The organism is Lacrimispora sp. 38-1, from assembly GCF_049890855.1.
Taxonomy (GTDB): domain Bacteria; phylum Bacillota; class Clostridia; order Lachnospirales; family Lachnospiraceae; genus Lacrimispora.
Genome location: NZ_JBANEW010000078.1, coordinates 18,535 through 44,998 on the forward strand (window position 1 = coordinate 18,535; position 26,464 = coordinate 44,998).

18 protein-coding genes are annotated in these 26,464 nt (G+C 44.3%); 4 read left to right on the forward strand and 14 right to left on the reverse strand.

Annotation, left to right across the window (positions count from 1 at the left end; translation table 11 throughout):
• Window positions 1-55: 55 nt before the first annotated feature.
• The 14 genes from V7D18_RS22115 to ssnA form a co-directional block, all read right to left on the reverse strand.
• The gene (locus tag V7D18_RS22115) at window positions 56-2,224 is read right to left on the reverse strand and encodes a transcriptional regulator (protein WP_314459143.1); all 2,169 of its coding nucleotides are present in this window, start codon (window positions 2,222-2,224) and stop codon (window positions 56-58) included.
• Window positions 2,225-2,321: 97 nt separating this feature from the next.
• A complete protein-coding gene (locus V7D18_RS22120; RefSeq protein ID WP_426157579.1) occupies window positions 2,322-4,343 on the reverse strand; it encodes a vWA domain-containing protein in 2,022 nt (673 codons plus the stop codon).
• A 160-nt stretch (window positions 4,344-4,503) separates the two neighbouring features.
• On the reverse strand, window positions 4,504-5,994 hold the full coding sequence (locus V7D18_RS22125; RefSeq protein WP_426157582.1) for a hypothetical protein: 1,491 nt from the start codon (window positions 5,992-5,994) through the stop codon (window positions 4,504-4,506).
• A gap of 184 nt (window positions 5,995-6,178) precedes the next feature.
• On the reverse strand, window positions 6,179-6,910 hold the full coding sequence (locus tag V7D18_RS22130; protein WP_426157583.1) for a hypothetical protein: 732 nt from the start codon (window positions 6,908-6,910) through the stop codon (window positions 6,179-6,181).
• A gap of 25 nt (window positions 6,911-6,935) precedes the next feature.
• Window positions 6,936-7,658, reverse strand: a complete 723-nt coding sequence (locus V7D18_RS22135) for a LytR/AlgR family response regulator transcription factor (RefSeq protein ID WP_117420039.1) — start codon at window positions 7,656-7,658, stop codon at window positions 6,936-6,938.
• Window positions 7,659-7,993: 335 nt separating this feature from the next.
• Window positions 7,994-9,736 (reverse strand): HD domain-containing phosphohydrolase, encoded by a 1,743-nt coding sequence (locus V7D18_RS22140; protein ID WP_426157585.1) that lies wholly within the window; start codon window positions 9,734-9,736, stop codon window positions 7,994-7,996.
• Window positions 9,737-9,880: 144 nt separating this feature from the next.
• Entirely contained in the window at window positions 9,881-10,447 is a 567-nt protein-coding gene (locus V7D18_RS22145; RefSeq protein WP_426157587.1) for a nucleotidyltransferase family protein, read from the reverse strand.
• Window positions 10,444-11,259, reverse strand: a complete 816-nt coding sequence (gene yqeB, locus V7D18_RS22150; RefSeq protein WP_426157589.1) for a selenium-dependent molybdenum cofactor biosynthesis protein YqeB — start codon at window positions 11,257-11,259, stop codon at window positions 10,444-10,446. The genes V7D18_RS22145 and yqeB overlap by 4 nt, the downstream gene beginning before the upstream one ends.
• 1 nt (window position 11,260) lies before the next feature.
• Window positions 11,261-12,295 (reverse strand): molybdopterin-binding protein, encoded by a 1,035-nt coding sequence (locus tag V7D18_RS22155; RefSeq protein WP_426157590.1) that lies wholly within the window; start codon window positions 12,293-12,295, stop codon window positions 11,261-11,263.
• A gap of 42 nt (window positions 12,296-12,337) precedes the next feature.
• Complete coding sequence (yqeC, locus tag V7D18_RS22160; RefSeq protein WP_426157592.1) at window positions 12,338-13,150, reverse strand: selenium cofactor biosynthesis protein YqeC; 813 nt, start codon at window positions 13,148-13,150, stop codon at window positions 12,338-12,340.
• Window positions 13,150-14,526 (reverse strand): dihydropyrimidinase, encoded by a 1,377-nt coding sequence (hydA, locus tag V7D18_RS22165; protein ID WP_426157847.1) that lies wholly within the window; start codon window positions 14,524-14,526, stop codon window positions 13,150-13,152. The genes yqeC and hydA overlap by 1 nt, the downstream gene beginning before the upstream one ends.
• 139 nt (window positions 14,527-14,665) lie before the next feature.
• A complete protein-coding gene (xdh, locus tag V7D18_RS22170; RefSeq protein WP_426157849.1) occupies window positions 14,666-17,233 on the reverse strand; it encodes a selenium-dependent xanthine dehydrogenase in 2,568 nt (855 codons plus the stop codon).
• Window positions 17,234-17,249: 16 nt separating this feature from the next.
• Complete coding sequence (gene ygfK, locus V7D18_RS22175) at window positions 17,250-20,240, reverse strand: putative selenate reductase subunit YgfK (protein WP_426157594.1); 2,991 nt, start codon at window positions 20,238-20,240, stop codon at window positions 17,250-17,252.
• A 70-nt stretch (window positions 20,241-20,310) separates the two neighbouring features.
• Entirely contained in the window at window positions 20,311-21,645 is a 1,335-nt protein-coding gene (ssnA, locus tag V7D18_RS22180) for a putative aminohydrolase SsnA (RefSeq protein WP_426157596.1), read from the reverse strand.
• A 322-nt stretch (window positions 21,646-21,967) separates the two neighbouring features.
• Between ssnA and V7D18_RS22185 the strand changes: the two genes are divergently transcribed.
• Genes V7D18_RS22185 through ygeW form a run of 4 tightly spaced genes read left to right on the forward strand, consistent with a single transcriptional unit; the run spans window position 21,968 to window position 26,448 of the window.
• Entirely contained in the window at window positions 21,968-22,618 is a 651-nt protein-coding gene (locus V7D18_RS22185) for a helix-turn-helix transcriptional regulator (RefSeq protein ID WP_426157597.1), read from the forward strand.
• Between the two features lie 57 nt (window positions 22,619-22,675).
• Window positions 22,676-23,881 carry a diaminopropionate ammonia-lyase gene (gene dpaL, locus V7D18_RS22190; RefSeq protein WP_426157599.1) on the forward strand — a complete coding sequence of 402 codons (1,206 nt, stop codon included), beginning with the start codon at window positions 22,676-22,678 and terminating at the stop codon, window positions 23,879-23,881.
• A gap of 29 nt (window positions 23,882-23,910) precedes the next feature.
• Window positions 23,911-25,224, forward strand: coding sequence for a YgeY family selenium metabolism-linked hydrolase (locus V7D18_RS22195; RefSeq protein WP_426157601.1), 1,314 nt, complete (start codon window positions 23,911-23,913; stop codon window positions 25,222-25,224).
• 27 nt (window positions 25,225-25,251) lie between these two features.
• On the forward strand, window positions 25,252-26,448 hold the full coding sequence (gene ygeW, locus V7D18_RS22200) for a knotted carbamoyltransferase YgeW (protein ID WP_426157603.1): 1,197 nt from the start codon (window positions 25,252-25,254) through the stop codon (window positions 26,446-26,448).
• The last annotated feature ends 16 nt before the right edge of the window (window positions 26,449-26,464 follow it).

Sequence of the window (26,464 nt, forward strand, 5' to 3'; positions counted from 1 at the left end):
CGGCTTTGAGATACCGATTTTAAATATCTTTTCTTAAATTCCGAAAAGAAAGGTTTTACGCTGACTGTCCTTTTCTGGTCAATTCAACTTTTAAGTTTCTCGTTGTATTGCTGAACGTCAGCTGTACATTGCAGATACCATTTTTCTCATCTATATTGAAATCCAGTTCATCTCCATCCTGAAGTAAGGAGTTAACGTACTGGCGGTTTGCATCCCATTTGCTCTTCTGGCTGCTTGGATTATTGCTGAAGAATTTAAGGATCTTATCCTGTTTGAAATCTCCGCTGTAAAAACGCAGCATTCTCTCTATGTAGGTAACTACAAGAGTCTTGTAAATGGGTTCGAATTCGGTTCCATTGCTCAGTAAATTTCTTGCTTTGTAAACCATGATATTTCTGATATCTCTGCCCTTATGCTGAGCGTTATCGGAAGTAAACACAAAGCCAAAGCCGGTATTGTTAATGGAATTTTTAATGGCATTGGTAAATCCTGAGATTTCCTTTGTCATGCTGGTGGTAACCAGCAGGGCATTATCATCAGCTTCGATATCGTAACGCACACCCGGATATTCCATGGATGTATTGGGGAATCTTTGTTTTAAATATTCCGGACACTGCCAGGAAGCTGCAATACCTGCTGCACCGTAAGCCGCCCCTATGTAAACGCCCTCGATCCACATCTTCATGATGTCTTCTTTTTCCTGGGAAAGAGCAACATTTCCCTCTTCATCGATCACCATGCGGTTATCCAGAATCAGTCCTGATTTATCCTTTGGTATAATCGTTACGTTAGGAATACAGGGAACCACAAATTCGCTGTACTCTTTCTTCATCAAAGGAGTACATTTATCTTTAAAGATTCCGATACCTTCTGTTGCCACATAGCTGAAGGTGCTTTCTTCACCGGTGGAAAAGCTGAAGAATGTAGTAATCTTATAAGGAGTAATGGCATTCATCAAAGTAGCAAGACTTTCCATGGAATTGGTTCCAGGCTTCTTGACTTTCTGATTACCGGCAAAACGCATTCTCTGAAGTTTTCCGCCGCCGGACTGATTGAGCTCTACATCAGGTACAATTCCAAACCACAGTGTATTTTCAAACTCATTCTTATCGTTGGTAGTATTTAAGTAGGTTAAAAGTCTTGGCAGATTACTTGATTTCACTAACATCTCTAAAGGAATATTCGTTATAAGCAGTTTTGGCTGCATTCCTTTTTCTTTTACCTGATACTGATCGAAAAATGCCTTAACGCCAAGGATTTTCTCAATCAGAGGTTTTACAGCCTTTACAAAATCGTCCTTGCTCTTTTTGTAGAATTCAAGGTACGTATTGTAATTACGAACTTCTAATTCGCGGTCTACGCTGCTTTCCACCGTTGAGGTAAGCGGACAGAAGGTTCTGACAACCAGCTCCCTTACATAATCAGAAGGTGTATCATTTAACGCATCATAGTCATCCCGGAATGTCTGTACCAGACTGGAATTAATATGATCATCTACAACTGCCAGCTGGGTTCCCTCCTCCTGTTTCATCTCCAGGATCTTTAATTCTCCGTCATCCCCCATGCTTAACAGACCGGCTTTAAATTCCTGTCCACCCTGTGCTGATTCCCCGCTTCCAAGAAGGAGACGGGTTTTTATATCTTCAATTGCAAGAGGAAGCATTGCTAAAACATTATTGTAATTATGGCTTGCCTGCTCGAACTGAAAATTTAACTGATCTCCCATATCCAGTCGTTTGGGATCCTCGTCATCCAGCTCCATGTACTTGCCGTATGTATACTGAATCTCTTTTCTCACCTGGCGGATATCTTCCATAATTTTTTTCGGTGAAATCATATCGAGAACATTGCTGAACTTAAAGTCCACATTGGCAACTCCCATAGCCCCTTTTGCGCCCTGAAGAGTGATCAGCATATTTAAAAGGTCGTTCATCTCGTTAAGCGGGATTTCCGTAATACAGTTGTCCGGAATATTTTCCGGTTTCACCAGACTGTACTGGATGCTTCCGGTCTTGGCATCGCACCAGGAGTAGACAACCGGAGCAAATTTCTCCAGAAATTCAGCAAAACTTTCTACCAGAAGCATTTCATTGATTTCCTTGATTTTGTCATCATCAAGGCTTGTCTTTCCTCTGACATCTCCGATCAGGGTGAGTAAATTCAGCTTTTCCGGATTGATTTCTGAAAATAATATTGTCCGGTTTGTTTGTGTAATTGTTTCCATAAGCTTCTCTCTCTCTTTCTTACTTTTATTCATTCGCTTTCTTCCTGAAACAGGAATGGCAAGCGTAAACAACTATAGTTATCCCGATTCAGTACTGTTACTGAATCATTGATATATAATGAACCTCCAGATCATAGATTCTATCTGGTGCTGTTATGGATATGATGTCACCAAAGCTTACACTATACTGGATCTTCTTGCAGACAATGGAACTGCCGATCATAATAGAAGAATTTGAGGAATGATACAAAATCATACGCCGGTCCTCATCAGCTATCAGAAAGATATTATCTAGTCCTAAGTTGGCAGAAGCTTCCGGATATTCTTTCATCAGATCACCAAGACTGACTCTGTTGTCTTTGATCTTATACATGGGAAAGGTAAGGGGCGGGATTTCCTCATCTCCCTCAGGCTGTCCGATAAAGTAAGCATCCATTTTTCCCTGAAAACGGTTCTGCGCTTTTTTCTCGGTAATCACTTCCAGCTCAGGTTTTGGTTTATGGAATATTCTCCATATAATCGCACCAAGTATCAGGACTGTGATTAAAATTACCCACCAATATGCCTGCCATACAGGCATGACTGCAATCAGATACGTATAGGATGTGGCACTTTCTCCGTCAGAAATTTTAAAAATGACATTCTGGAGACCTGATTTAACCGGTTTGACATGTAAAACTCCTTCTTCAATTGTTACCTTAGCAGCACTGTCTGAATTTTGTTCCAGTGTATAGGTGAGGGCATCCCCATCCGAATCGGTAAAATAATCATTCAGTACAAACTTTTTTTCTCCGCTTAACGGATTGTATTTGATTTGATCCGGAAGAGCGCCTGCCGGAGGAGTATTTACAACTAAAACCCTGGCTGTGTCAAATATACAGGATTCCATGGCATCGTCCAAACGGCCTTCTATATAATAGGTTCCTGATTTTGAAAGAGTAACTTCTCCTGTAATTACTCCATCTTTTACATCTGTGTTAATACTGCTTCGTCCGCCTTCCGATTGTCCATCGGCATATAATTCAATTTTGGGTGTGAAGCCTTTGTAAAAATTCTCATCTGATATCACTTTCCCGGCTTCGTCCTTAAAATAGATCTTAAACGGCAGCGTCTGGTTCCTGCCTGTGGACGATTCCAATTCCATAATTGGTATCAAATCTCTGTAACTGACCAGATAGATTTTCAACCCCTGATTTTCTACGGTTCCTGTCTGAACAGTTAATTCTCTGATGTCTTTATTGACATCTGATATTTTAGCAACAGAATAATGGAATAAATTGACCGGTTTTATCTGCTGGTCTCCATAAAGAACGGTGGTGTCACCAATCTGCTGCGGTGAGATCATCAGAACGTCCATTTCATCTAAGTAAGAATCATCCAGCTTTATCCGGATACTCTGGCTTCCTGCCGCATAAATACCATTGGTTATCTCCTGGATTTTGTAAGCCATATTGGAATTAAATATTCCATACAGTACTTCAATCAGTGTCTCTGGTTTTTCTACCGAATAATTCTGTCCGCCTGTCTGACCTGCAATATCTTTTAAAATCTCTTTGTTTCCGTCATATTTTCCAAAAGCAACTGTATAGACCGGAACGCCCTGGGATTTACATGCCTCAATGGAATTTTTCAAGTCCGCATTGGAGGTTTCTAATGTTCTTCCAGTTGTGGAACCTTTTAAATCCGATTCCCCGTCTGAAATTAAAACAACCATGCGTTTTCGGCCGCTCTCCGGCCCAGACAGACCAAAAGCATAACTTAATCCCAATCCAATGTCCGTATTGCCGGAGTAGCCGGAAGCATCCATCAGATTTTTTAAAGCGTCCCTGTCTTCCTGAGACTTTACCGAAGCCGGAGCTGCTGATGTAACAATCTGATCATTGTAAGCCACAAAACCAATCCGTATGTCAGCACTGTGAACAGTATCCACAAATGCCTTTACCATCCCCACTGCCGTATGATCCGGATCATTGGTTTTCATGGAACCGCTGTAGTCCATGACAAACATTACGTCAAGCCCGTTTTTTTTACTGGCTATTTCCTCTGCGGATACAGGGAACGTAACAGATAGAAAAGCAAAACATAATAGAACCGCCATTACTGCATTTAATCTCTTCATATACGCCCACACCTTTGTATTAATTTGTTAGTTACATTATAATACAAAAATCATCAAAAAAACCGTTCATGTAATATTTAGCACGCTACATGTAATTTTTGGTAACAAATAGTCCTTTTTTTACATAATTTTATACTTTTTATTACCATAAATTTTCTTTTCATTCGTTAAAGGGCAAAATCAGATTATCTATATCCAGGTTATCCAGACCCTCAGCAGGAATCATTCCCTCAAACTTTATGTCGATATGAAATAATGAAGACAGGAGACCACCAGGCTGTCTGACAAACCATTTGTTCCCATATTGGATTGTCTCTGCGCAAAAGCAATATCGTGTACCTTCAAGTTCAAACACAATCAGCGTGTTCCCAATGTCTTCAGCACCGTATCGTTCTGACTGTTTTGATTTCATGTTCTGATAACCACTTAATTCGTTGTATTCCGGCAATTGCTCCGGAATAATATACCCCAGAATTTTCATGGAACTTAAATCCACATTGTTTGACAATCTGGTTAGTTTTACAGATAAATCCTCATGTCCCTCAACAAGTTGTTGACTGTTTTCCATTCCCTTGTAAAGGGCCAAATCCATGTATTGAGTTATAAGATTCTGTTCAATCTCTGATTTCCTTTTTTCAATATTGATATCTCTTATAAAATTATTTACTGCAGGAAGTGCAAATAACTGTTCGGTTTCATACCCTCCACTACTCTCTAAAGCATATTGAAAATTATAATGGTCCACATAACTTTCTAATGCAAACGTTTTTAACGCCTTGTCCGGATCGCCTCCTGCAAGATTATCCAAATATGCTTTTACAGCCAATTGAGGGGAATCAAAACCTTCTGCTTCAATTCTGACTGGTGCCAGTATTCCTGTATTATCTTCTTGTTTAAGTAGATTTTTTGTAAAATCTGGTATAAACTGTCTGATTTTCTCATCATCCGCTGCTTCCAGCGGTACAGTCCCCACGGTATACCATTCTAAACCATCCATTTGAGTTAGATATCCACCTAAATGAAGATTAAACCATCTTCCATCTTTTTTTATTACTTCAAAAAAAAGACAATATTTGTTCCCCTCTAATTCAATAACAGCTACAGAGTATACAATTTTTTCACCAAAATTATCTTGTGCAGCCTTTACCATATACTCCTCATAACTTTGTCTGGCATTTGGATCAATCAGATCATCCTCCTTAATAAATCCCATCAGCTTCATTGAAGCAAAATCCACAGCCTTAATATGGTTCTCTATCTTTTCTACAAATTGCTTTGCATCTTCGTGATTCTTGATACTGACAGGATCTTCTCCATCCAAATTTAACCCACAGAGGATTGAATACTGCCGCCTGATATCATCTGTATTAATATTTTCTGCAAAAGTATCTCTCATACGATTAAAATCCCCATCCCTAAGTCCTTCTAAATAAGCTGTCACTGCGTTCTCCGGCGAATCGAATCCAGCCCGGACTGTTGTCTGGGACGTATTTATAGTCTCTTTTCGCTTAGACAATTCCGGCTGCATTTCTGAAATAACTTTCTTTCCTTCCTCCACTTCAGACTTCTCCGGCCCGGAACAGGCAGAAACTGCCGTGGTCACCAGCAATGCCGCCGCAATTACCAAAGCGAATTTTCTTTTTTTAATCATCCTCACTATCCTCCTGTTAGTTTTAAACTGATAAGAATTCCAAAGTCATCCACTTAATTAAATCAGTTACATTATAATACAAATTTTGACATTTTTTCGCATCATGTAATAATTAGCAGCCTACATGTAATTTTTGGTAAAAAAAGAAAAGCAGCTTTTAACTGCTCTTCCAAGATAATCACTATTATGAAATATTAAAGTTTCCACTGCACAAGGACCCTTCCTGCTTTCCCTCCCCCATAAACAACATCACGGCGCATATCCTCACCATATACGGAATCATCCACTGATTAAAAACAGTATATACAGGTGTCGGTGCAGTCATCTGCCCGAAAAATCCATAGGCATCCAAATCCGACATTAAAATCTGATAATCCTGCCACTCTTTAAAAGAGCATAAAACAGCGAAACCAATCGTTATGACTGCTCCTGCAATAAAATGCTTTAAACTGGTTTTATCAATGCATAAAACCTGGCTTTTGTTTTTCAGAGACATTCTCATCACAATAATTACCATACAAAATACGGTAACTATTTTAATTGCCATAAATATCGTGACAGCTATGGGATATGATTCAATAAAGAATGAAATCAGGTTATGAAAGATGTATATTATTATTTTTTCCAGAATGACTCCAATAATAAGGTACAAATGCAGGATCTTTTTGTATCCCTGCCACTGACCGTCTCTTTTTGATCTCCAGTCTGATAAAATGAATAACAGGAGAATCACTTCTCCATATATAACAGCTATCTCCAAAAGAGACCGGATCAGATAGTGAACAGCAACAGGAAGCGGCGGCAGCAATATAATAACATCTGTAAATATGCGGCTTATAAACCTGCAGCTTCCTTCCAGCCAGACAAGCCCCCCCATCAGCATGATAATAAAGTAATAGTTTAATCTTTTTGTCATCTTATTCCCCATTTACCTTGCAATTTTAAATCTGACACCACCCCATCGTTTCAAACATGATCTCCTCCACTTCCTTGCGCCTGCTGCGGCTGACCGGGAGGCAGGTTCCATCCATTAATTCCACCACGTCATTGGAGAACCTGGCAATCTGGCTGAAGCTGACCAGATAGGATTGGTGTATTCTGATAAAACGAAATTTACGGTCTTTTAATTCGTTTTCAATCTCTTCCAGACTTTTGTATAATCTGTGTCGGCCTTCTTCACATGCAATCTCAGTCAGACGGAGCTTGCTTTCAAAATACAGCACTTTCTTTAAATATACCTGGCATTCGGTTCTGCCATATTTAAAGTGGTAATATAAGTCTTTTGTTTCGATCAGATTCATAATGTGACTGAAATTATTATTAAATTCAGGATCCCTGACTGGTTTTACAAGGTATCCTATGGGCGCCGAACGGAAAGCCTGATTGATATATCTCTGGTGAGATGTCATAAATACAATTTGTACCATGCGGTCAAATTCGCGGATCCGCTCTGCAGCCATCAGTCCATTCATGCGTTTCATCTCGATATCCATATAAATGATGTCATAACGCTTTCCTAAATAAACAGCTCTGACAATTTCATCACCATCACAGAAAGTCTCCACATCCAGATCCATTTCTTTTTCATTCCCAATCCTGCGCAAACGCGTTTCTGCTTCCAACAGCAGCAGATGGTCATCATCACATACTCCAATTTTCAACATGGCCTCTCCTCCTATTATCCAGCAATCTCCGAAATCAGTTTTCTACAGATTTGCTTCCTTATCAAATATTAACAGTTTGCCAATTTTGTTTGTTAACGGTCTCAGCATATAACTATTTTCGACAACTTTCAACCCAAGTGCCAAAATTATACACGTTGAGTTCCAAAATTGACACATTTATTTTTTTCTAAGTTACATTTATTATATTGAAATGATATTTTTTTGTCAATTTATAATCAAAATTTTACAGAATTCTAATAAAAAACGAAAACAGAGATGACCGGCATGACCTCCAAAAGAGGCATACCGGTCATCTCTGTTTTCATCTTAACAATTCAGGCACCCGTCCCGGAATTATTAATTACCTTATCGATAAATATCGATACATACTCCTTGCAAAACTGGGTTCCTGCTCCCTTGCGCAGCTCACTGACCGCAATCTCTTTTGACAGCGCATGGCGGTAACTTCGTTCACTGATCATTGCATCATAGGCGTCTGCTATGGCGATAATTCTGGACTGTATGGGAATCTCCTTCCCCTTCAGCCCTTTGGGATATCCGCTTCCATCCCAGCGTTCATGGTGGGCAAGCACGTAATCCGCCATTTCTGACAGCTCATTCACTGTGCTTAAGATCCGGTATCCGATTTCGGGATGCTTTTTAATTTCTCCCCATTCATCCACGTCAAGCTTTCCGTTCTTATTAAGGATGCCTTCCTCAATCGCCACCTTGCCGATATCGTGAAGAAGTCCGACTGTCTTTAATTCCTTAATGTCATCCTCCTGAAGTTCAAGGGCTACTCCCATCTTTTCACACAGTTCTGATACACGCAGGGAATGCTGTTCCTCCCTGAAATTCTTTTCATGAAGTGCTGCCATAATGGTATAAATGGTTTTCCCTCTCATACTTGGACTTTCCATCAGTTTTTTCCTGTACATAAAATCTTCGGCTTTCTTTAAAACCTCTGTAATGGAATCGTCGCTGCTGCTCTTTATGCTGTATCCGAATGAGATTGAAAGCATGATTTTATTCACAGACTGAACCTTTGCCATGTCACTCATGGATGAAATCATCTTTTTAATCTCTTTTTCATCTGTATTCGGTGAAAAAATAACAAATTCATCTCCACCCAGCCGGCATATGATATCCTGGCTGCGGGTATTGTTCATAAGAACCACTGCTGCTTTACGTATGTACTCATCACCTGCTGTGTGGCCAAAGGAATCATTGATCAGCTTCAGACCATTAATATCCGCCATGGTGATCACCAGCGGATAGTGATAATCCTGGTTTAAAAGCCTTAGCTGCTCTTCAAAATATCTCCGGTTATACAGACCGGTGAGAGGATCATGGTAGCTTAAATAATTCAGCCTCTCTTGGGCCTGCCTGCGCTCTGTTATGTTATTGATAATCAAAGCCAGCTGGCATTTCCCGGGACAAAATACAATCACCTCATAGTAAATGCCTGTCCTGTGCTGGAACCGCTCGTAGCGGGCAGGCTCACCGGTTTTCGCAGTCTTTAAAAGAAGCTCCCATATATCAGGTTCCAGAGTATCATGGATATCACAGAAATATCTCCCCAGAACAGATTCTTCCCGGTCACAGGCCAGTTCCTCATAACATGGATTTACATCTATCAGTTTATAGTGCCTGATATCGGTTTCACTCTCTCCCTCAAACAGTGCCATTCCAAGCTGCATATGGGCGATGATTGTCCGATATTTTTCTTCACTCTCCATGAGCTTCTGATCATAAAGACCGATCTTCTCATACTGCATCTTCAGTTCTTCATAACTTCTGCACAGCTCTTCTTCAGCGAAGCCGGCTTTGTTTAACAGTCTTAATATCACATAGTATAAAAATACGGAAGTACAGAATACAAACAGGATTCCCTTCATCATGCTTAAAAGCATGGATTCCCGGGAATTGCTGACAATGGCTGGAACCAATCTGTCAGAACAAAATATCCAGAACAAACCCAGCAGGAAATAACTCACGCAGATCTTAATTCCTTCCTGCTTCAATTCCTTTCTGCTCTTATTTAACATAAGGAAATGTTCCCTCAGCCTTTTCCACATACCGCCCCTCCTTTGATGATTTTATTATACACGATTTTCATTCTTCTGAAAACCGATAAGTGATATTTTTCTATAGCTGGAAAAAACTGACAATAAAAAACACGGTCTTAAAAAGCCGTGTCTTCCAAATGAAAAATTTAAATTTTACCGGGGCATGACATCAATGTCCTTTAACTCCCGCGGATGTTCTGCCTCTAAAAGAAACACATCAGACATGTGGGCCGCAATAATTTTTTTCCCGCCTCTGTCTCCAGTGAGCTCCATCAGTTTTTTTCTGTATCCGCTGGAGAATATGGCTGGATTGCCTAATTCCCCTCTGAAACATAAACAGGCAAGCCCTTTCCGGCTTTCCCAAAAGCCTCTCACCAGTGCCTCTATGGTGGAAGACTGTAAATAGGGCTGGTCACAGACTGCAAATAAGAAATCCGTGTCATCCGTTTCCAGTTCCTTTAGTGCAAGATGGATGGAATGAGAGATTCCAAGTCTGCTGTCCCTGTTTGCAATGATCTCATATCCGGAATCTTTCATACGTTCCATAATATCATCATACTGGGTGACAATCAGTTTTCTGGAAAATAATCCATCCGGAAGATGTTCTATTGCTTCTATAATATGCCTGTACATGGGCTTTCCGTTTATTTCATAAAGCAGCTTATTGCCGTTAAATCTTAAGCTGTCCCCCGCTGCCAGAAGAATCAGTGTCATATTCATTCTGAAACCCTTTCTTTTTCAGTAAGAAGCTTCTTTCTAAGGCTTAATACAGCCTCCAATACTCCACCTCCAATGGCAGAGGCTTTATCTGAAATGGTATAACAGTGCCCGATTACTCCTCTGGGATCAATATCTCCTGATTTCATCCCGGTGAAGACAGTCACGCCATCCTGAAGCAGCCCTCTTACCACGCCGCCTACTTCAGCAAATACAGGAACGTCATCCACATATCCAACCACATCTCCCAGATTTACCACAGCTCCAATGGTGACAGCAGGGTGAAACACGCCTTTACCCACAGAACGGATAATCCGTTCTTTATCATAACCGCCGATGATTCCAGGGACTCCTGTGTTGGGTACTGCACTTCCCTTCCAGATGCACCGGCCCAGGTCGTGACCGCGTTTGGTCTCCACCACTCCATGGCAGTCCACGCCTGCCGTAAAACCAGGCCCCACTCCTATAACGATATCTGCATCTGTAATCTTTGTTCCCAGATTCCGCTTCGCTATAATGGCATCTACAACCGCATCCGGCTTCAACTCCTTCCGGATGCGGCATTCCTCATCAACCACCACTGCCACATGGTCCCTTGACAGGGTCTCCTCTATCTCTTCCATACTGCGGCATAATACTCCGGTAACATCCTCCACTTTGGCCCTGCCTTCATAAACAGCTCTGGAAAATGCCACAGTGCGCCTCACTGTAGTTGGTACCGGAACTTCCGTCATAACAATGGAAAACCCGCAGCGCTGCAGGCGGCAGGCGATTCCGGAAGCCAGGTCACCTGCGCCTTTGATCAATATCTTCATCCTACCAGCCCTTTCCAAATCCGCAGTTTGGATAATGACATTCATCGCAGGAGAGGCAGAGTCCTCCTTTTCCAAGCTTATCCAGTTCTTCTTTTGTCACCGGATCGTCTGCCATCAGTCTTGGCAGGACTAAATCAAACACCGTTCTTTTTGCATACATCACACAACCAGGAAGTCCTGCTACCGGTATATTCTTCCCATCTTTCCTGTAATAGGAAAGAAGGAACATGGCTCCTGGCAGAACCGGCGCGCCATAAGATACCACTTTGGCACCTGTACTGCGGATTGCAAGAGGCGTTTTATCATCAGGATCCACGCTCATGCCTCCGCTTACCAGAACCATATCTGCTCCCTGACTGATAAAATTAAGAATCGCCTCAGTCGTATGCTCCGGATTATCATCAGTTACGGTCTGCCCCAGAATTTCTCCTCCAAACTCTTCTGCCTTGGCTCTTAAAACGGGGCCAAACGCGTCCTTGACCTTTCCGCAGTACACTTCACTTCCGGTTGTTACAATACCGACTTTCTTATTTTTATATGGCAGAATGGAAAATATCTTTTTTCCGCCGCACATGTTTTTCACCGCTTCCATTTTATCTTTCCTGATCACCAGTGGAATAACCCGGGTTCCGCACAGCTTGTCCCCTGGCTCCACAGGTGTATTGGGATGTCTGGAAGCAATCATCATATCTCCTGCACTGTTTACGGAATCAAGCAGACCGGTATCTATTTTCAGAAGTCCGCGTATGGTGGATTTTAATTCTATTTTTCCCTCTTTTGCATCGCCTCTGTCCATATGGTCGTTGATGCATAATTCACACAGTATTTCAGCCGCCTCATTTTCATGATACATCGTCTCGTCCTTTTCCCATACATACAGATGCGCTTTCCCCATGGACAGCAGAACAGGAATGTCTTCCTCTGTCACCACATGTCCTTTACGGAATCTCGCCTCCTTTGACACTCCAGGTATGATCTGGGTCATATCATGGCAAAGAACCTGCCCCACTCCGTCTTCCGTTCTGATTTCTTTCATCTTGTTAACCCCTTTCCTGTTTCTGTAAATGTGTGATTATCCTTAGAATTTTGTATCCTGCCCGGATTCCTTAAAACAGGCTGCTGCACAATACTCCGCCCATTGTTCTCCCATGTCCTCTGCCACTTCCCGGGCACTGGACAGCTGCAGTTCATCATCTGCTTTGTTCATAAGAATCCGATACTCCATGGACTCCGCTCCCTTTCTGGTTCCATTGGTGCTGGTCAGGATTCTGACTGCATCACCAGGAGTAATCCGGTCTTTCATCGTCTGACTGCCAAATATCTGGGGCGCCAGTTCATGGCGGAAACATTTCTTTTCCCATGGCTCTCCAATGCAGTCAAGCCCCATACACCCGATCACTGCATAAGTACCTTTTGGTATAACCGGTTCCCTCATCGCCGGTATCTTAATGGGAAGACGTTTTGCCCCATCCGCCTCAACAAGAAGCACATCACAGAGGCTTAACAGTTTTTCCAGTTCAGACAGTTCCATTCCTTTCAGTTTTTCCTCTCCGGCAGGCAGGCCGGTCACCAGTACCCAGCCTGCCAAAGAAGAATATTCCTTATGACCGGAAATAAAATCACTGACTGTTTTCCAGTCAGCCGCTTCTGCAACAATCCTGTCAACAGGGTAGAAGATATGTGTGCTGGTCGTTACAATTACCCGCTTTCCCTGACCCGCCAGTTCATCGGCAAGGCAAAACATGGCGGTTGTCTTACCGCCTCCGCCGGTAAAAGCAACAATCATCGGTTCTACCAGGGGAAGGCGGAGCGCCTCCCACAAAGAATCCTTTTTCTCCGGCTGTATTTTTCCTTCTGATACTTCAAAAGCATACGCGTTTTTTAATTTCATCAGGGTAACTCCATCGGTCTTTTTCTTGGCACATAAGAACCTGTTTTTTCCAATAGTACTTCGCCGTTTTTAGCAGCCAGTCTGCCTTTTAAAAATACAAGCTCGGCTTTTCCCTCAACAGGAATTCCTTCAAAAGGACAATAATCCACATGGGCAGCCTGATTTTCAACAGACATCGTCCATCTGGCATCAGGATTTAATACCACAATATCTGCGTCACTTCCAGGAGCTATAACCCCTTTCTTTGGATAAACACCGTAAAGCTTTGCTGGATTTTCGGAAAGCAGACGGCACATCTGTTCCACAGTAAGGCCATTCTTTTTTACTCCAAAGCTGTACATTAAGGCAGGACGCGCCTCCACTCCGGGCATACCGTTTGGTATCTTTGTAAAGTCATCCCTGCCTGCTGCCTTCTGGGCAGTAGTGAAGCTGCAGTGGTCGGTGGAAACCGTCTGAATCTGATCCGCCTTTAAAAGCTCCCACAGCCGCTGTCTGTCTGATTCCTTCTTAATCGTTGGTGAAATCACATACTTACTTCCCTCAAAGCCGGGGAGGTCATAAACTTCTTCATTAAAAATCAGATACTGGGGGCAGGTTTCCACATAAACCTTCTGTCCTCTTTCTCTTGCATATAATATCTCTTTATAACCGGCTTCTGAGCTTAAATGTACGATGATAACCGGACAGTCCGCCACCTGGGCGATCTTTAGAAGACGGCCTGCTGCTTCCGCCTCTACCGCCGCAGGTCTTGTCTTTTTATGGGCATTAACGGAAAAATTACCTTTTGCTTTTTCTTCCTCGACCAGTGCCTCTATGATTCCCTTGTTTTCACAGTGTACACCGGCAATTCCTCCGGCCTCTTTTAAACGCTTTAAAATCTGGTATATCTTTTTATCCGCCATATACATCTCATCATAAGTCATATACAGCTTAAAGGAAGTCACCCCCTCAGAAATGATGGTGTCAAGTTCTTCGCTTACTGAATGGTTCCAGTCCGATATTGCCAGATGAAACCCATAATCACAGGATGCCTTGCCATCCGCCTTTTTATGCCATTGATCCAGTGCCTGATGGAGACTTTCCCCCTGGTACTGGGTGGCAAAATCGATGATCATGGTAGTTCCTCCGGCTAAAGCCGCTCTGGTTCCGGACTCAAAATCATCTGCAGTTACGGTGCCTGCCACATGAAGATCAAAATGTGTATGGGCATCAATAAATCCAGGAAACAGAAGTCTGCCGGATACATCGATTACATCTGCCGCCCCATCTTTAATTTCCTGTTCTACAGCCAGAATCGTTCCATCCTCCATGAGGACATCTGCCGCAACAGTCCTGCTTCCCGAAATTACTGTTCCGCCTTTCAACAACGTCTTCACAGCAAATCCACTTCCTTTCTTATGATCCGGTTTGCTGTCTGCATACCGGTCTATATCATCTATTTTCCCTTTTTCCCGGTTTCTTGTCAATCCCAAAAAGGCGCAGAGAAAACGATTTTCTCCTGCGCCCTTTCCCCGGTTATTTTTTCTTTTTCCGATATGCCGTCTCTTCCAAAGGCAGGGAGGTACGAAATACTCCGTCATACTTATAATAAGCACCCTGCACAGCCGGTGCCGTAGGAATGGAGGTGATTTCTCCGATTCCGATTGCCCCGTAGGCCAGAGGATCGTGATTGCGTTCTACGATAATGCTCTTAACATCCGGCGTCCTGTCCGCACGAAACAGCCCCAGTGTCCCGAATTTTGCAAGGGGGACACCATGATCCAAAGGAAATTCCTCCGTCAGGGCATATCCCAGCGACATGATCACACCGCCTTCAATCTGTCCTTCTACAGACAGGGGATTGATAGCTTTTCCCACATCATGGGCAGCTATCACCTTTTCCACGGTGCCGTCTTCCTTTAAACAGACCACCTGGGTTGCAAAGCCGTAGGCCACATGGGAGACCGGATTCTTCTTTTCGCTTCCCATGGGATCTGTAGCAGCCAGATACTCTCCAAAGTATTCTTTTCCATTTAAAGAAGACAGGTCTTTCCCGTCCTTTAAGTCATTAAGGATCAGACCGCATGCCCGTATCGCAGCCTCTCCGGTTACCAGAGTCTGCCGGGAGCCGGAGGTGGTTCCGGAATCAGGAGCCAGATTGGTCTCTGCAGCCACATAGATTACCTGATCTCCTGTTATGCCAAGTGTCTCACAGACGATCTGCTCCAGAACGGTTCCAAGTCCCTGACCGATGCAGGATGCACCTGATCTGATATGGACCTTCCCATCTTCGATGGTAAGCCTGCACCTGCCCCAGTCAGGAAGTCCCACACCTACACCGGCATTTTTCATGGCACAGGCAATTCCTGCATAAGGGCTGCTTTCATAAATATCCTTTACTGCAAGAAGGGTTTCCACAAGCGCTGTTCCTTCTGCAGCGATCTGGCCGTTTGGAAGTTCCTGTCCCGGCCTTATGGCATTGCGGTAGCGGATTTCCCAGGGACTGATCCCTGCCTTCTCTGCAAGCAGGTTTAAGTTGCATTCTATGGCAAAACAGCTTTGTGTAACTCCGAATCCGCGAAATGCTCCTGCAGGCGGATTATTGGTATAAACAGCTGTTCCCTCGATGTCGATGTTCTGATAATTATAGGGACCTGCTGCATGGGTGCAAAGCCGCTGGAGCACAGGTCCTCCCAGGGAGGCGTAGGCTCCGGTATCCGTTATGACAGTTGCGGTCATGCCGGTGAGGTAACCGTTCTCATCACAGGCCGTGGTAAATTCCATGGATGCAGGATGACGCTTTGGATGAACCATCATGCTTTCTTTCCTGGTCAGCTTTACCTTAACCGGTCTGCCTGTGTAGTAGGACAAAAGAGCCGCGTGATGCTGAACGGACATATCCTCTTTTCCGCCGAATCCGCCCCCTACCAGCTTATTGATCACATGAACCTTTGAAAGCTCCCAGCCAAGCATTCCGGCACATTCCTTTTGCGTATCGTAAGTTCCCTGATCAGAAGAATAGATAACAGCTTCTTCCTTTTCCCGGTCCACTATGGCTATGGCACACTCCGGCTCCAGAAAGGCATGTTCGGTAAATGGGGTGTCATAATGCATGGTTACAGAATAAGCGGAACTCTCTATTGCTTTTTTTGCATCTCCTCTTACCAGATGTTCATGGGCTAAAATATTACCGGTATCATGAACCAGAGGTGCATCCGGCTTTAAAGCTTCCTGCGGCGAGAAAACTCCTGGAAGCTCTTCGTAGTCAATCTTGATTAACCCCTTGGCTTCTTCCAGTATCTCCGGAGTATCGGCCGCTACAAGACAGACTGCATCTCCCACATATCTGGTGATTTCTCCTTCCGGAATCATGGTATCCCAATCTTTTTTTAAATGTCCCACTTTATTCCTTCCCGGAATATCCTTAGCTGTTAAAACTGCACGGACTCCGGGCAGCGCTTTTGCCCTGGAACTGTCTATGGAGAGAATTCTGGCCCTGGGATACCGGCTCCGTACTGCGCCGCCGTAGATCAGGCCTTCCACTTCCATATCATCCACGTATTCACCGTAACCCAGGACTTTTTCCGGCACATCCAGGCGGTGAACCCGCTGTCCCACAGACTTTACTTCAGGAGCCTTTAAATCCCTGGCATCTTCACGCAGCAGCCTGGCTGCAAGAAGAATGGCATCAATAATCTTCTTATATCCGGTACAGCGGCAGATATTCCCCCTCACTGCAAAAGCAGCCTCTTCCCTGGTCGGATCAGGATTTTCATCAATTAAAGCCTTCGCACAGATTACCATACCGGGAATGCAGAAACCGCACTGAACAGCTCCTGCCTGCCCAAAGGCATAGACAAACACTTCTTTTTCTCTGTCAGACAGTCCCTCCACCGTCATGACAGATTTTCCCTCCATCCTGGCGGCCTTCTGAACACAGGCTTTTACAGCCTTTCCGTCTATTAAGACCGTACAGGTCCCGCAGGCACCCTCACTGCATCCGTCTTTCACAGACTTAAGCCCCAGATCGGTTCTTAAAACATCTATCAGCTTTCTTTCTTCCGGTACCGTTACGGTCTTACCGTTAACCAGGAAACGAACCATTGCTTCACCCACTTTCTTATCCTAAAAGATAATCGTAGTCTTTTATGACGGTTTCCACAATCTTTAAAAGTCCCTCCGGAACTGCACCAACCTGCTCCCCTGCTTTCCCCGTATAGAGCTTTCCCAGATACCGGATCAGGAATGTACCGGTTTTTCTGTCGGTTACAGTGAAGCCCTGATTTTTACTGTTATTTAAATCAGCTTCATTTGCAAACAGAGTGAATTTATCTAAATACGGAGCGCTGTCATATGGACAAAAGCTTCGGCAGTTTCCGCATTCATTACATAAATAATCCACATGGAGTATCTGATGCTTTGTTAATCCCGGAATCAGGAGTGCCAGATTGGCGCGGTTTGGACAAACCTCTGCGCAGTTTTCACAGATACTTTTACATCCAAGGCATCTGGTGCTTTCTTCCTGACCATTCAGAGTCTCTTTTAATATTCCCCTTCTGCCGTAAAGCTTGGTATCATCAGATGATGTGCCGTCAAAATCCCTTGCAGCCTTTTTCCCCAGAATGGATTCAGCTGCCATCCTTGCATCTCTTATGGCTTCCACCACTGTTCCTGGACCAAAAAGACCATCTCCCACTGCATAAATTCCTGGTACACTCGTTTCCAGAGTCTCCTCATTCACAAGCACTCTTCCCCTGTCTGTTAATTCAATTCCGTTCTTTAAATAAAACTCTTTTGGTACTCCCTCACCAACTGCTGCTATGACCGTATCTGCAGGTATGGAAACGGTCTCTTTCGTCTCTGTAACAGCCCTTCTTCCGCTTTCATCTGCTGCAGAAAGCTTCATCACACTGCAGATGAGCTGGCCGTTACTCCACTCTGTGGGAGCTAAAAGTTCCATAAATTTTACCCCATCCTGCATGGCCAGCAGCAGTTCTTCCTCATCTGCAGGCATGTAACGTTTCGTTCTCCGGTAAATGAGAGAAACATCTTTCACACCATGGGTTCTGACAGCTGCTCTTGCCGTATCCATGGCTGTATTTCCTCCGCCGATTACAGCAACTGCCTTTCCAATCTCCACGTTTTTATCCGTTTCCCTGTACTGATTCAGAAAATGCAGGGCATTCATGGCTTCGCCTGTTTTCAGATTCAAAACTCCGGGCTCGCTTGCACCTGCAGCCAGAATGATAAAATCAAAGCCCTCTTCTTTTAATGCAGCCAAATCTGTTATTTCCGCATTCAGCTTTACTTCTGCCCCATAAGAGAGACATAAATCGATATCATGATCAATCACGTCCCCTGAAATTCTAAAATCAGGAATGACGTTTCGTACTACGCCTCCAAGCCTTCCGCTCTTTTCAAAGATTGTAGCAGGCATGCCGTTCTTTGTCAGAAAATAGGCAGCAGAAAGGCCGGCCGGACCGCCTCCGATAATTGCAGTTTTTTTGCCTGTCAGTTTCCCTTTTTTTATGGTTTTCCGGTAATTGTCATATCCATTTACTGCACAAAGCAGCTTGGCTCCCCGTATATTAACCGGGGATTCGTAATGATTCCTGGTACACATATTCATACAGTTATGAGCACAAATGGAGCCGGTTATGAAAGGAAGTGGATTTTTCTCCGCAATCACCTCCATGGCCTCTTCATAGTTTCCCTGACCTGACAGTTTTAAATAGGTGGTTATATCCTGATGAATCGGACAGGCCTCCTGACAGGGTGCCGTATAGCAGTCAAGCAATGGCACTGTTTTTTTCATCTTCCTGTCTGGCAAAAGCTTTAAGGCTTTTTTATAATGAGAATCTGAAACGGAATCTTTGGCCAGTTTTGAAGTTTTTTTACGATCCACACCCTGAAATGAGACTCCCTTTTCTTTAGTCTTTTCCGCCATCTGAAGGAGTCTCTGGTAACCGCCCGGTTTTAAAAGGGTAGTGGCAACTGTAACCGGCCAGATTCCTGCATCTATAATGTCCCTGATGTTATGATAATCAGCTCCGCCGGAGAATGAAATCCGAAGCGCGCCTTCAAATTCTTTGGAAAGTCTGGCTGCCAGAGCCATGGACAGAGGGAAAAGTGACCTTCCCGACATATACATCTCCTGGCTTGGAAGCTCGTTATTCTTTACATCAACCGGGAAGGTATTGGTAAGCTTTACGCCAAACTCAAGCCTGCGCTCCTTCGCCAGTGCCATAAGCCTCTTTAGCATGGGGACTGCATCCTCATACTGAAGATCGTCAAGAAAATGGAACTCACCGAAGGAAATATAGTCATAACCCATCTGGTCCAGGGTATTTCTGGCAAATTCATATCCCAGCAGTGTGGGGTTACATTTAATAAAGGTATTCAGTCCCTTCTCTTCTATTAAATAGACTGCAATCCGCTCAATCTCCTGAGGCGGACAGCCATGTAAAGTAGAAAGAGTCACGCTGTTGCAGATCCGGGAAGAAATGGACTCAATATCCTCTTTTGTCATATTTTGAAACTGCTCTGAATGATCCAGAAGATACTGCCTGCAGGAATGGAACGTTTCCGTATCTTTCGCTTCCATCATGGAGTCAATAAAGGAATTGACTTTGGGGGATTTAATTCCCTCCAGGTCATACCCCACGCTCATATTAAACTGAAAGCCATCCATCCGGCCCAGTCCGTATTCTTTTGCCATAAAGGACAGTAAAAACCACGCTTTGATATATTCCTCCTGAGCCTGGGGAACATAAAGCTCCGTGGACCACTCACAATTGTAGCACTCATCCTCTGCCCTGATGCAGGGCTTTTCTACGGGAAGATCATCTCCGTCTAAAATCTGGACGGTCTTCAGTTCAAAGAAACGGCTTCCTGCATAGTAAGCAGCTGCAATGTTCTGGGCCAGCTGGGTATGGGGACCAGCCGCCGGTCCGATTGGCGTTTCAAGAGTTCTGCCAAAGAGTTCCCTGTTATATGACCCATCCGCCCGGTAAGGACGGTATACTCCGAAAACGGAGTCCTGTTTTTTCTGTTCTCCTGTTACCCAGTCCATTAATTGTGAAAACGGCATAGGTGTCATTTTGTCTCCCATTGATATCCTCCTGCATCCGGGCTTAATCTCAGTGATCTTTAAGCCCTGTATGAATATTCTCAGACTGTTTTTAACGTCCGTTGATCCGTGCAGCAAGCGCTCCCGCCGCTTCCCTGCAGTCTGCCATAAGCTTCTCTTCGTCAATTCCCGTAAGGATTCTGTCTTTCATAAGTACCTTGCCGTTACAGACGGTTGTAACCACACTGCGCCCGGTCATACCAAACAGAATATGACTGTTTGCGTTCTCTGCATTCATGGGTGTTAACGGGATATAATCCGTTACAATGACATCGGCAGCGGCACCCTCTTTTAATACTCCAAGCGGTTTCTTAAAATATCTTCCTGCAATCTTTGCATTTCCTTCAAAGAGCATCTTCGGAACCTCGCCCCATGCCGCATTGGGATCGCATAAATGGTGTTTATGGAGAACGTTGGCTGTCTTATAAGACTCCAGCATATCATGGGTATAGCCGTCTGTTCCAAGACCGGTTAAAATCCCACGCTTCACCAGCTCCATAGTGGGAGGGCATCCGCAGGCATTCCCCATATTGGATTCCGGATTGTGGACCACCATGGTGTCTGTATCAAGTATTAAGTCCATCTCATGGGGATTAATGTAAATGCAGTGTCCCAAAAGCGTCTTTTCCCCAAGAATCTGAAAGTCCATAAGGCGGTCAACAATCCGCTTGCCGTACTTATGAAGGCAGTCGTGGAGATCTTCAATGCCTTCTGCCACATGAATATGACAGCCTGTCCCGTCAGGCTTATGGGCTGCCGCAAATTCCATGGTCTGATCGGATATGGTAAACTGGGCATGCATTCCCATCATACCTGCAATCATGTCACGTTCATCAGAAAGAGCATGGCGGATAAACGCCTCATTCTCAAGAACTCCTTCCTTTGCTTTTTCCTCTCCTGCCCGGTCGGATACCTCGTAGCATAAGCAGGTTCTTACTCCGGTTTTAACCGCTGCATCCTCAATTTTAAATAAGGAGTCCCTGATTTGCCCAAAGCTGGCATGATGGTCAAAAACGGTTGTCACCCCGTTTTTAATGGAATCCACATATGTGGCCATCGCGCTTAAATAAACATCATCTAAAGTTAAATTCCTGTCTATGGTCCACCAAAGTCCGTCAAGAATCTCCAAAAAGCCGTGGGGATCGTATCCGTCAATGGCTAACCCTCTGGCAAAGGAGCTGTAAATATGCTCATGGGTATTGATAAAGGCAGGCATGATTACTCCTCCCCTGGCATCGATGTATTCCGCCTGGGGATATGCCTTTCTCATCTCACCAGTGGTGAGAACACGTTTTATAACCCCATCCTCCACAGCCACTGCACCGTCTTCCAGAAACGGATTCTTAAGATCTCTTGTGATCATTCTTCCATTACCGATTATCAGCATGATTCCATCTCCTTTTCAATTTTCTAATATACGAAAGCAAATTGCTTATTTTCTTATGTATACAAACCTGACAGAAGTATTTTCATGGTCCAGCACTTCATTTTCACAATTTGCTTACTTTTTATCTGATTTACCTTATATTTTTTATGCACATTATACCATGGTTCTCTGATAAAAACAGTGTATCATTTCATTTTCAGAATTGCAAGCATGAATTACAAAAATAATTAGCAAACCTAAAAATTTTTTAGAAAACCACTTGTATTTAAATTTTTTTATGCTATGATGAGTTTATCAATGATCCTGTAAGGAGGAGAAAAGAATGGATTCAAAGCTTCAGTTACTGACACAGATCGCACAGGGAGTCGCGGCTCACTTCGGCAGTCAATGCGAAGTGGTGATTCACGATCTGCGCAGGGAAAACATGGAAAGCTCCATCGTTTTTATAGAAAACGGCCAGGTCAGCAACCGTAAGATCGGAGACGGACCCTCTGAAATTGTTCTGGAGACTTTAAAAAAGGATCCTGATCTCTTAAAAGACCGTCTCTCCTATCTGACACGAACCGAGGATGGCAGAATTTTAAAATCCAGCACCATGTACATCAGGGGAAATGATCATACGGTAGACTACATCCTCGCCTTAAATTATGACATTACCGGACTGCTTACAATTGAAAATGCGGTGAAATCATTAATCTCCACCGGTGAAGCTGCCGGTGATCACAACAAAGAGCCTAAAAAAATCACTCATAACGTCAATGACCTGTTAGATACCTTAATCGAGCAGTCCGTGGCTTTGGTTGGAAAGCCCGTCGCCTTAATGAGCAAGGATGACAAGATCCTGGCAATCCAGTATCTAAATGACGCGGGTGCATTTCTCATTACCAAATCAGGCGACAAGGTCTCCAGTTATTTTGGTATCTCAAAGTTTACTTTATACAGCTACATGGATGCAAACAAAGAAAAGGCTTAAGTATCCGTCCAATGATACCCGTTAATTTTAATTTATTATAAAGGAGAATGTGCAGACATGAAACCAATCGAATGGGCTGTAAACACCATGCCAAAGACCGATGACAGTCATCTGCCTGTTATGTCACAGGAGGAGGTACAAAAGGCGAGAAGCTTTCACGAAAGCTTTCCCCAGTACAAAGAAACTCCTCTGACAAAGCTTCCCCATATGGCAGACCATCTGGGATTAGGTGAGATTTACATAAAAGATGAATCTTACCGGTTCGGCTTAAATGCCTTTAAGGTTTTAGGCGGATCTTACGCCATGGCCAGATATGTGGCAAAGCAGACAAAAAAGGAAGTTTCTGATCTCCCCTATCAGGTGCTGACCTCAGAAGCTTTAAAGAAAGAATTCGGTCAGGCCACCTTTTTCACCGCAACTGACGGCAACCACGGAAGAGGCGTTGCCTGGGCTGCCCGCCAGCTTGGTCAGAAGGCAGTTGTCTTTATGCCAAAAGGGACTACAATGAACCGCTTTAACAACATCAAAGCGGAAGGAGCAGAGGTAACCATCGAGGAATTCAACTACGACGAATGCGTCCGCATGGCTGCAGATGCTGCTTCAAAGGTGAAAAACGGCGTGGTGGTCCAGGATACTGCCTGGGACGGCTACGAGGAAATCCCTGCCTGGATCATGCAGGGCTACGGCACCATGGTCATGGAAACAGATGAACAGCTTAAGGAATACGGCTGTGAAAGACCTACCCATGTCTTTGTTCAGGCAGGTGTGGGATCTCTTGCCGGAGCAGTGGTGGGATACTTTAATAACCGTTATCCGGGGAATCCTCCTGTCTGTGTTGTGGTTGAAGCGGATGTGGCAGCCTGTCTTTATGAAGGAGCGAAAGCCGGAGACGGTAATATCCGGATCGTGGACGGCGACATGCAGACCATTATGGCCGGTCTTGCCTGTGGAGAACCCAATACCATTTCCTGGGATATTTTAAAGAATCATACGGATACCTTTATCTCTGCACCTGACTGGGCTGCCGCCGCAGGCATGAGAATGCTGGCTGCGCCAATAAAGGGAGATACTCCTGTTACATCGGGAGAATCAGGAGCTGCACCGTTTGGAGTTCTGGCTTCTATAATGAAAGATGACTCCTGTCAGGCTTTAAGAGATCACCTGGGACTTAATAAAGATTCTAAAGTTCTGCTTTTTTCAACAGAGGGAGATACTGACCCGGACCGTTACAAAGCCATTGTCTGGGAAGGAAAAGAACGTTAACCATTTCATAAAAACCGGAGGTTAAAAACATGGATTACGAAAAAATCAAAGAAGCAGCAAAAAGCTACGAAGCAGATATGACAAAATTTCTGCGTGACATCGTTCAGTTTCCAGGAGAAAGCTGCGATGAAAAAGCTCATATCGACCGGATTGCACAGGAGATGCAAAAGCTTGAGTTTGACAAGGTGGAGATCGATCCCATGGGCAATGTGCTTGGATTTATGGGAACCGGAAAAACACTGATCGGCTTCGATGCCCACATTGATACGGTAGGAATTGGCAACAAATCCAACTGGAACTTCGACCCCTACGAAGGCTACGAAACTGATACGGAGATTGGCGGAAGAGGCGTTTCCGACCAGTGCGGCGGACTGGTATCTGCTGTTTACGGAGCCAGAATCATGAAGGATTTAGGTCTTTTAAATGATAAATATACCGTTCTGGTTACCGGTACCGTTCAGGAAGAAGACTGCGACGGACTTTGCTGGCAGTACATTATCAATGAAGATAAGATCCGCCCGGAATTTGTAGTTTCCACAGAGCCCACTGACGGAGGTATCTACCGCGGCCAGAGAGGCCGTATGGAAATCCGTGTGGATGTAAAGGGTATCTCCTGCCACGGCTCCGCACCGGAGCGTGGAGACAATGCAATCTATAAGATGGCTGATATTCTTCAGGATGTCCGTTCTCTTAACGAGAATGATGCCGCTGATGACAAGGAGATCAAGGGACTTGTTAAGATGCTTGATGAATCACAGAATCCACAGTGGAAGGAAGCAAACTTTTTAGGAAAAGGCACCATTACTGTTTCAGAGATTTTCTTCACTTCACCAAGCCGCTGTGCAGTAGCAGACTCCTGTTCTGTTTCCTTAGACCGCCGTATGACAGCAGGGGAAACCTGGGAAAGCTGTCTGGATGAGATCCGCAGCCTGCCAAATGTTAAGAAATACGGAAACGATGTTACCGTTTCCATGTATGAGTATTCCCGTCCTTCCTATAAAGGCCTTACCTATCCCATCGAATGTTACTTCCCAACCTGGGTCATTCCTGAGGATCATAAAGTAACCAGATCATTGGAAGAAGCTTATAAGTCCTTATACGGGGATACCAGAATCGGTGCAAAAGAGACTGTCTCCATGCGGACTGCCCGTCCTCTCACCGACAAATGGACCTTTTCCACCAACGGCGTCTCCATTATGGGACGCAACCAGATTCCATGCATCGGTTTTGGACCGGGAGCAGAAGCCCAGGCCCATGCGCCCAATGAAAAGACCTGGAAGCAGGATCTTGTCACCTGTGCAGCCGTATATGCCGCACTTCCCACTGTTTACTGCAAAGAATAAAACTAAAATCAGGAGGCTTACCACATTATGAAAACCTTACAGGATTATATCGACAAACTGAATTCCTTAAATTTCAAGGAGATGTACGAAAATGACTTTTTTCTAACCTGGGAGAAAACGGACGACGAGCTGGAAGCGGTCTGGACCGTTGCAGACGCTCTCCGCTTTATGAGAGAAAACAACATCTCCACAAAGGTTTTTGAGAGCGGACTTGGAATCTCCTTATTCCGCGACAACTCCACCCGCACCCGCTTCTCCTTTGCCTCTGCCTGCAACCTTCTCGGACTGGAAGTACAGGATTTAGACGAAGGAAAATCCCAGATCGCCCATGGAGAAACTGTTCGTGAAACTGCCAACATGATCTCCTTCATGGCAGATGTCATCGGTATCCGTGACGATATGTATATCGGAAAAGGAAACGCCTATATGCATCAGGTTTCTGATGCCGTGACAGAAGGATATAAAGATGGAATTCTGGAACAGAAGCCGGCACTTGTAAACTTACAGTGCGACATCGACCACCCAACACAGACCATGGCTGACATGCTTCATATCATTCATGAGTTCGGCGGTATCGAAAACTTAAAGGGCAAGAAGCTGGCCATGACCTGGGCTTACTCTCCTTCCTACGGAAAACCCTTATCAGTCCCTCAGGGTGTGATCGGATTAATGACACGTATGGGAATGGAAGTGGTACTTGCTCATCCGGAAGGCTATGAGGTAATGCCGGAAGTATTAGATGTTGCAAAGGGCAATGCAGAAAAATCCGGAGGCTCTTTCCGCGTATCCAATGATATGGCAGATGCCTTCAAGGATGCTGACATCGTTTATCCTAAGAGCTGGGCACCATTTGCAGCCATGGAAAAGAGAACCGATCTTTACGGCAATGGCGACATGGACGGAATCAAAGCGCTTGAGAAGGAACTTCTGGCTCAAAATGCCAATCACAAGGACTGGTGCTGTACGGAAGAACTGATGAAGACCACAAAAGATGGCAAAGCTCTCTATCTTCACTGCCTCCCTGCAGATATCAATGATATCAGCTGCAAGGACGGAGAAGTGGAAGCTTCCGTATTTGACCGTTACAGAAATCCTCTTTATAAGGAAGCCAGCTATAAGCCATACGTAATCGCTGCCATGATCTTTTTAAGCAAATTCGAAAATCCCCAGGAAGTATTTAAAAAGCTGGAGGAAAAGAAATCACCGCGTAAGTTCTCAATCTGACCAAGGGGATCACTCA

Bases quoted from the DNA above. Each gene is read 5' to 3' on its own strand.
- V7D18_RS22140 (WP_426157585.1), bottom strand. From the start codon at position 9,736: ATGTGGAAAAGGCTGAGGGAACATTTCCTTATGTTAAATAAGAGCAGA.
- V7D18_RS22115 (WP_314459143.1), bottom strand. From the start codon at position 2,224: ATGGAAACAATTACACAAACAAACCGGACAATATTATTTTCAGAAATC.
- V7D18_RS22185 (WP_426157597.1), top strand. From the start codon at position 21,968: ATGGATTCAAAGCTTCAGTTACTGACACAGATCGCACAGGGAGTCGCG.
- V7D18_RS22125 (WP_426157582.1), bottom strand. From the start codon at position 5,994: ATGATTAAAAAAAGAAAATTCGCTTTGGTAATTGCGGCGGCATTGCTG.
- V7D18_RS22135 (WP_117420039.1), bottom strand. From the start codon at position 7,658: ATGTTGAAAATTGGAGTATGTGATGATGACCATCTGCTGCTGTTGGAA.
- yqeB (WP_426157589.1), bottom strand. From the start codon at position 11,259: ATGAAGATATTGATCAAAGGCGCAGGTGACCTGGCTTCCGGAATCGCC.
- dpaL (WP_426157599.1), top strand. From the start codon at position 22,676: ATGAAACCAATCGAATGGGCTGTAAACACCATGCCAAAGACCGATGAC.
- ygeW (WP_426157603.1), top strand. From the start codon at position 25,252: ATGAAAACCTTACAGGATTATATCGACAAACTGAATTCCTTAAATTTC.
- V7D18_RS22145 (WP_426157587.1), bottom strand. From the start codon at position 10,447: ATGAATATGACACTGATTCTTCTGGCAGCGGGGGACAGCTTAAGATTT.
- yqeC (WP_426157592.1), bottom strand. From the start codon at position 13,150: ATGAAATTAAAAAACGCGTATGCTTTTGAAGTATCAGAAGGAAAAATA.
- V7D18_RS22120 (WP_426157579.1), bottom strand. From the start codon at position 4,343: ATGAAGAGATTAAATGCAGTAATGGCGGTTCTATTATGTTTTGCTTTT.
- ygfK (WP_426157594.1), bottom strand. From the start codon at position 20,240: ATGGGAGACAAAATGACACCTATGCCGTTTTCACAATTAATGGACTGG.
- V7D18_RS22155 (WP_426157590.1), bottom strand. From the start codon at position 12,295: ATGAAAGAAATCAGAACGGAAGACGGAGTGGGGCAGGTTCTTTGCCAT.
- V7D18_RS22195 (WP_426157601.1), top strand. From the start codon at position 23,911: ATGGATTACGAAAAAATCAAAGAAGCAGCAAAAAGCTACGAAGCAGAT.
- ssnA (WP_426157596.1), bottom strand. From the start codon at position 21,645: ATGCTGATAATCGGTAATGGAAGAATGATCACAAGAGATCTTAAGAAT.
- xdh (WP_426157849.1), bottom strand. From the start codon at position 17,233: ATGGTTCGTTTCCTGGTTAACGGTAAGACCGTAACGGTACCGGAAGAA.
- V7D18_RS22130 (WP_426157583.1), bottom strand. From the start codon at position 6,910: ATGACAAAAAGATTAAACTATTACTTTATTATCATGCTGATGGGGGGG.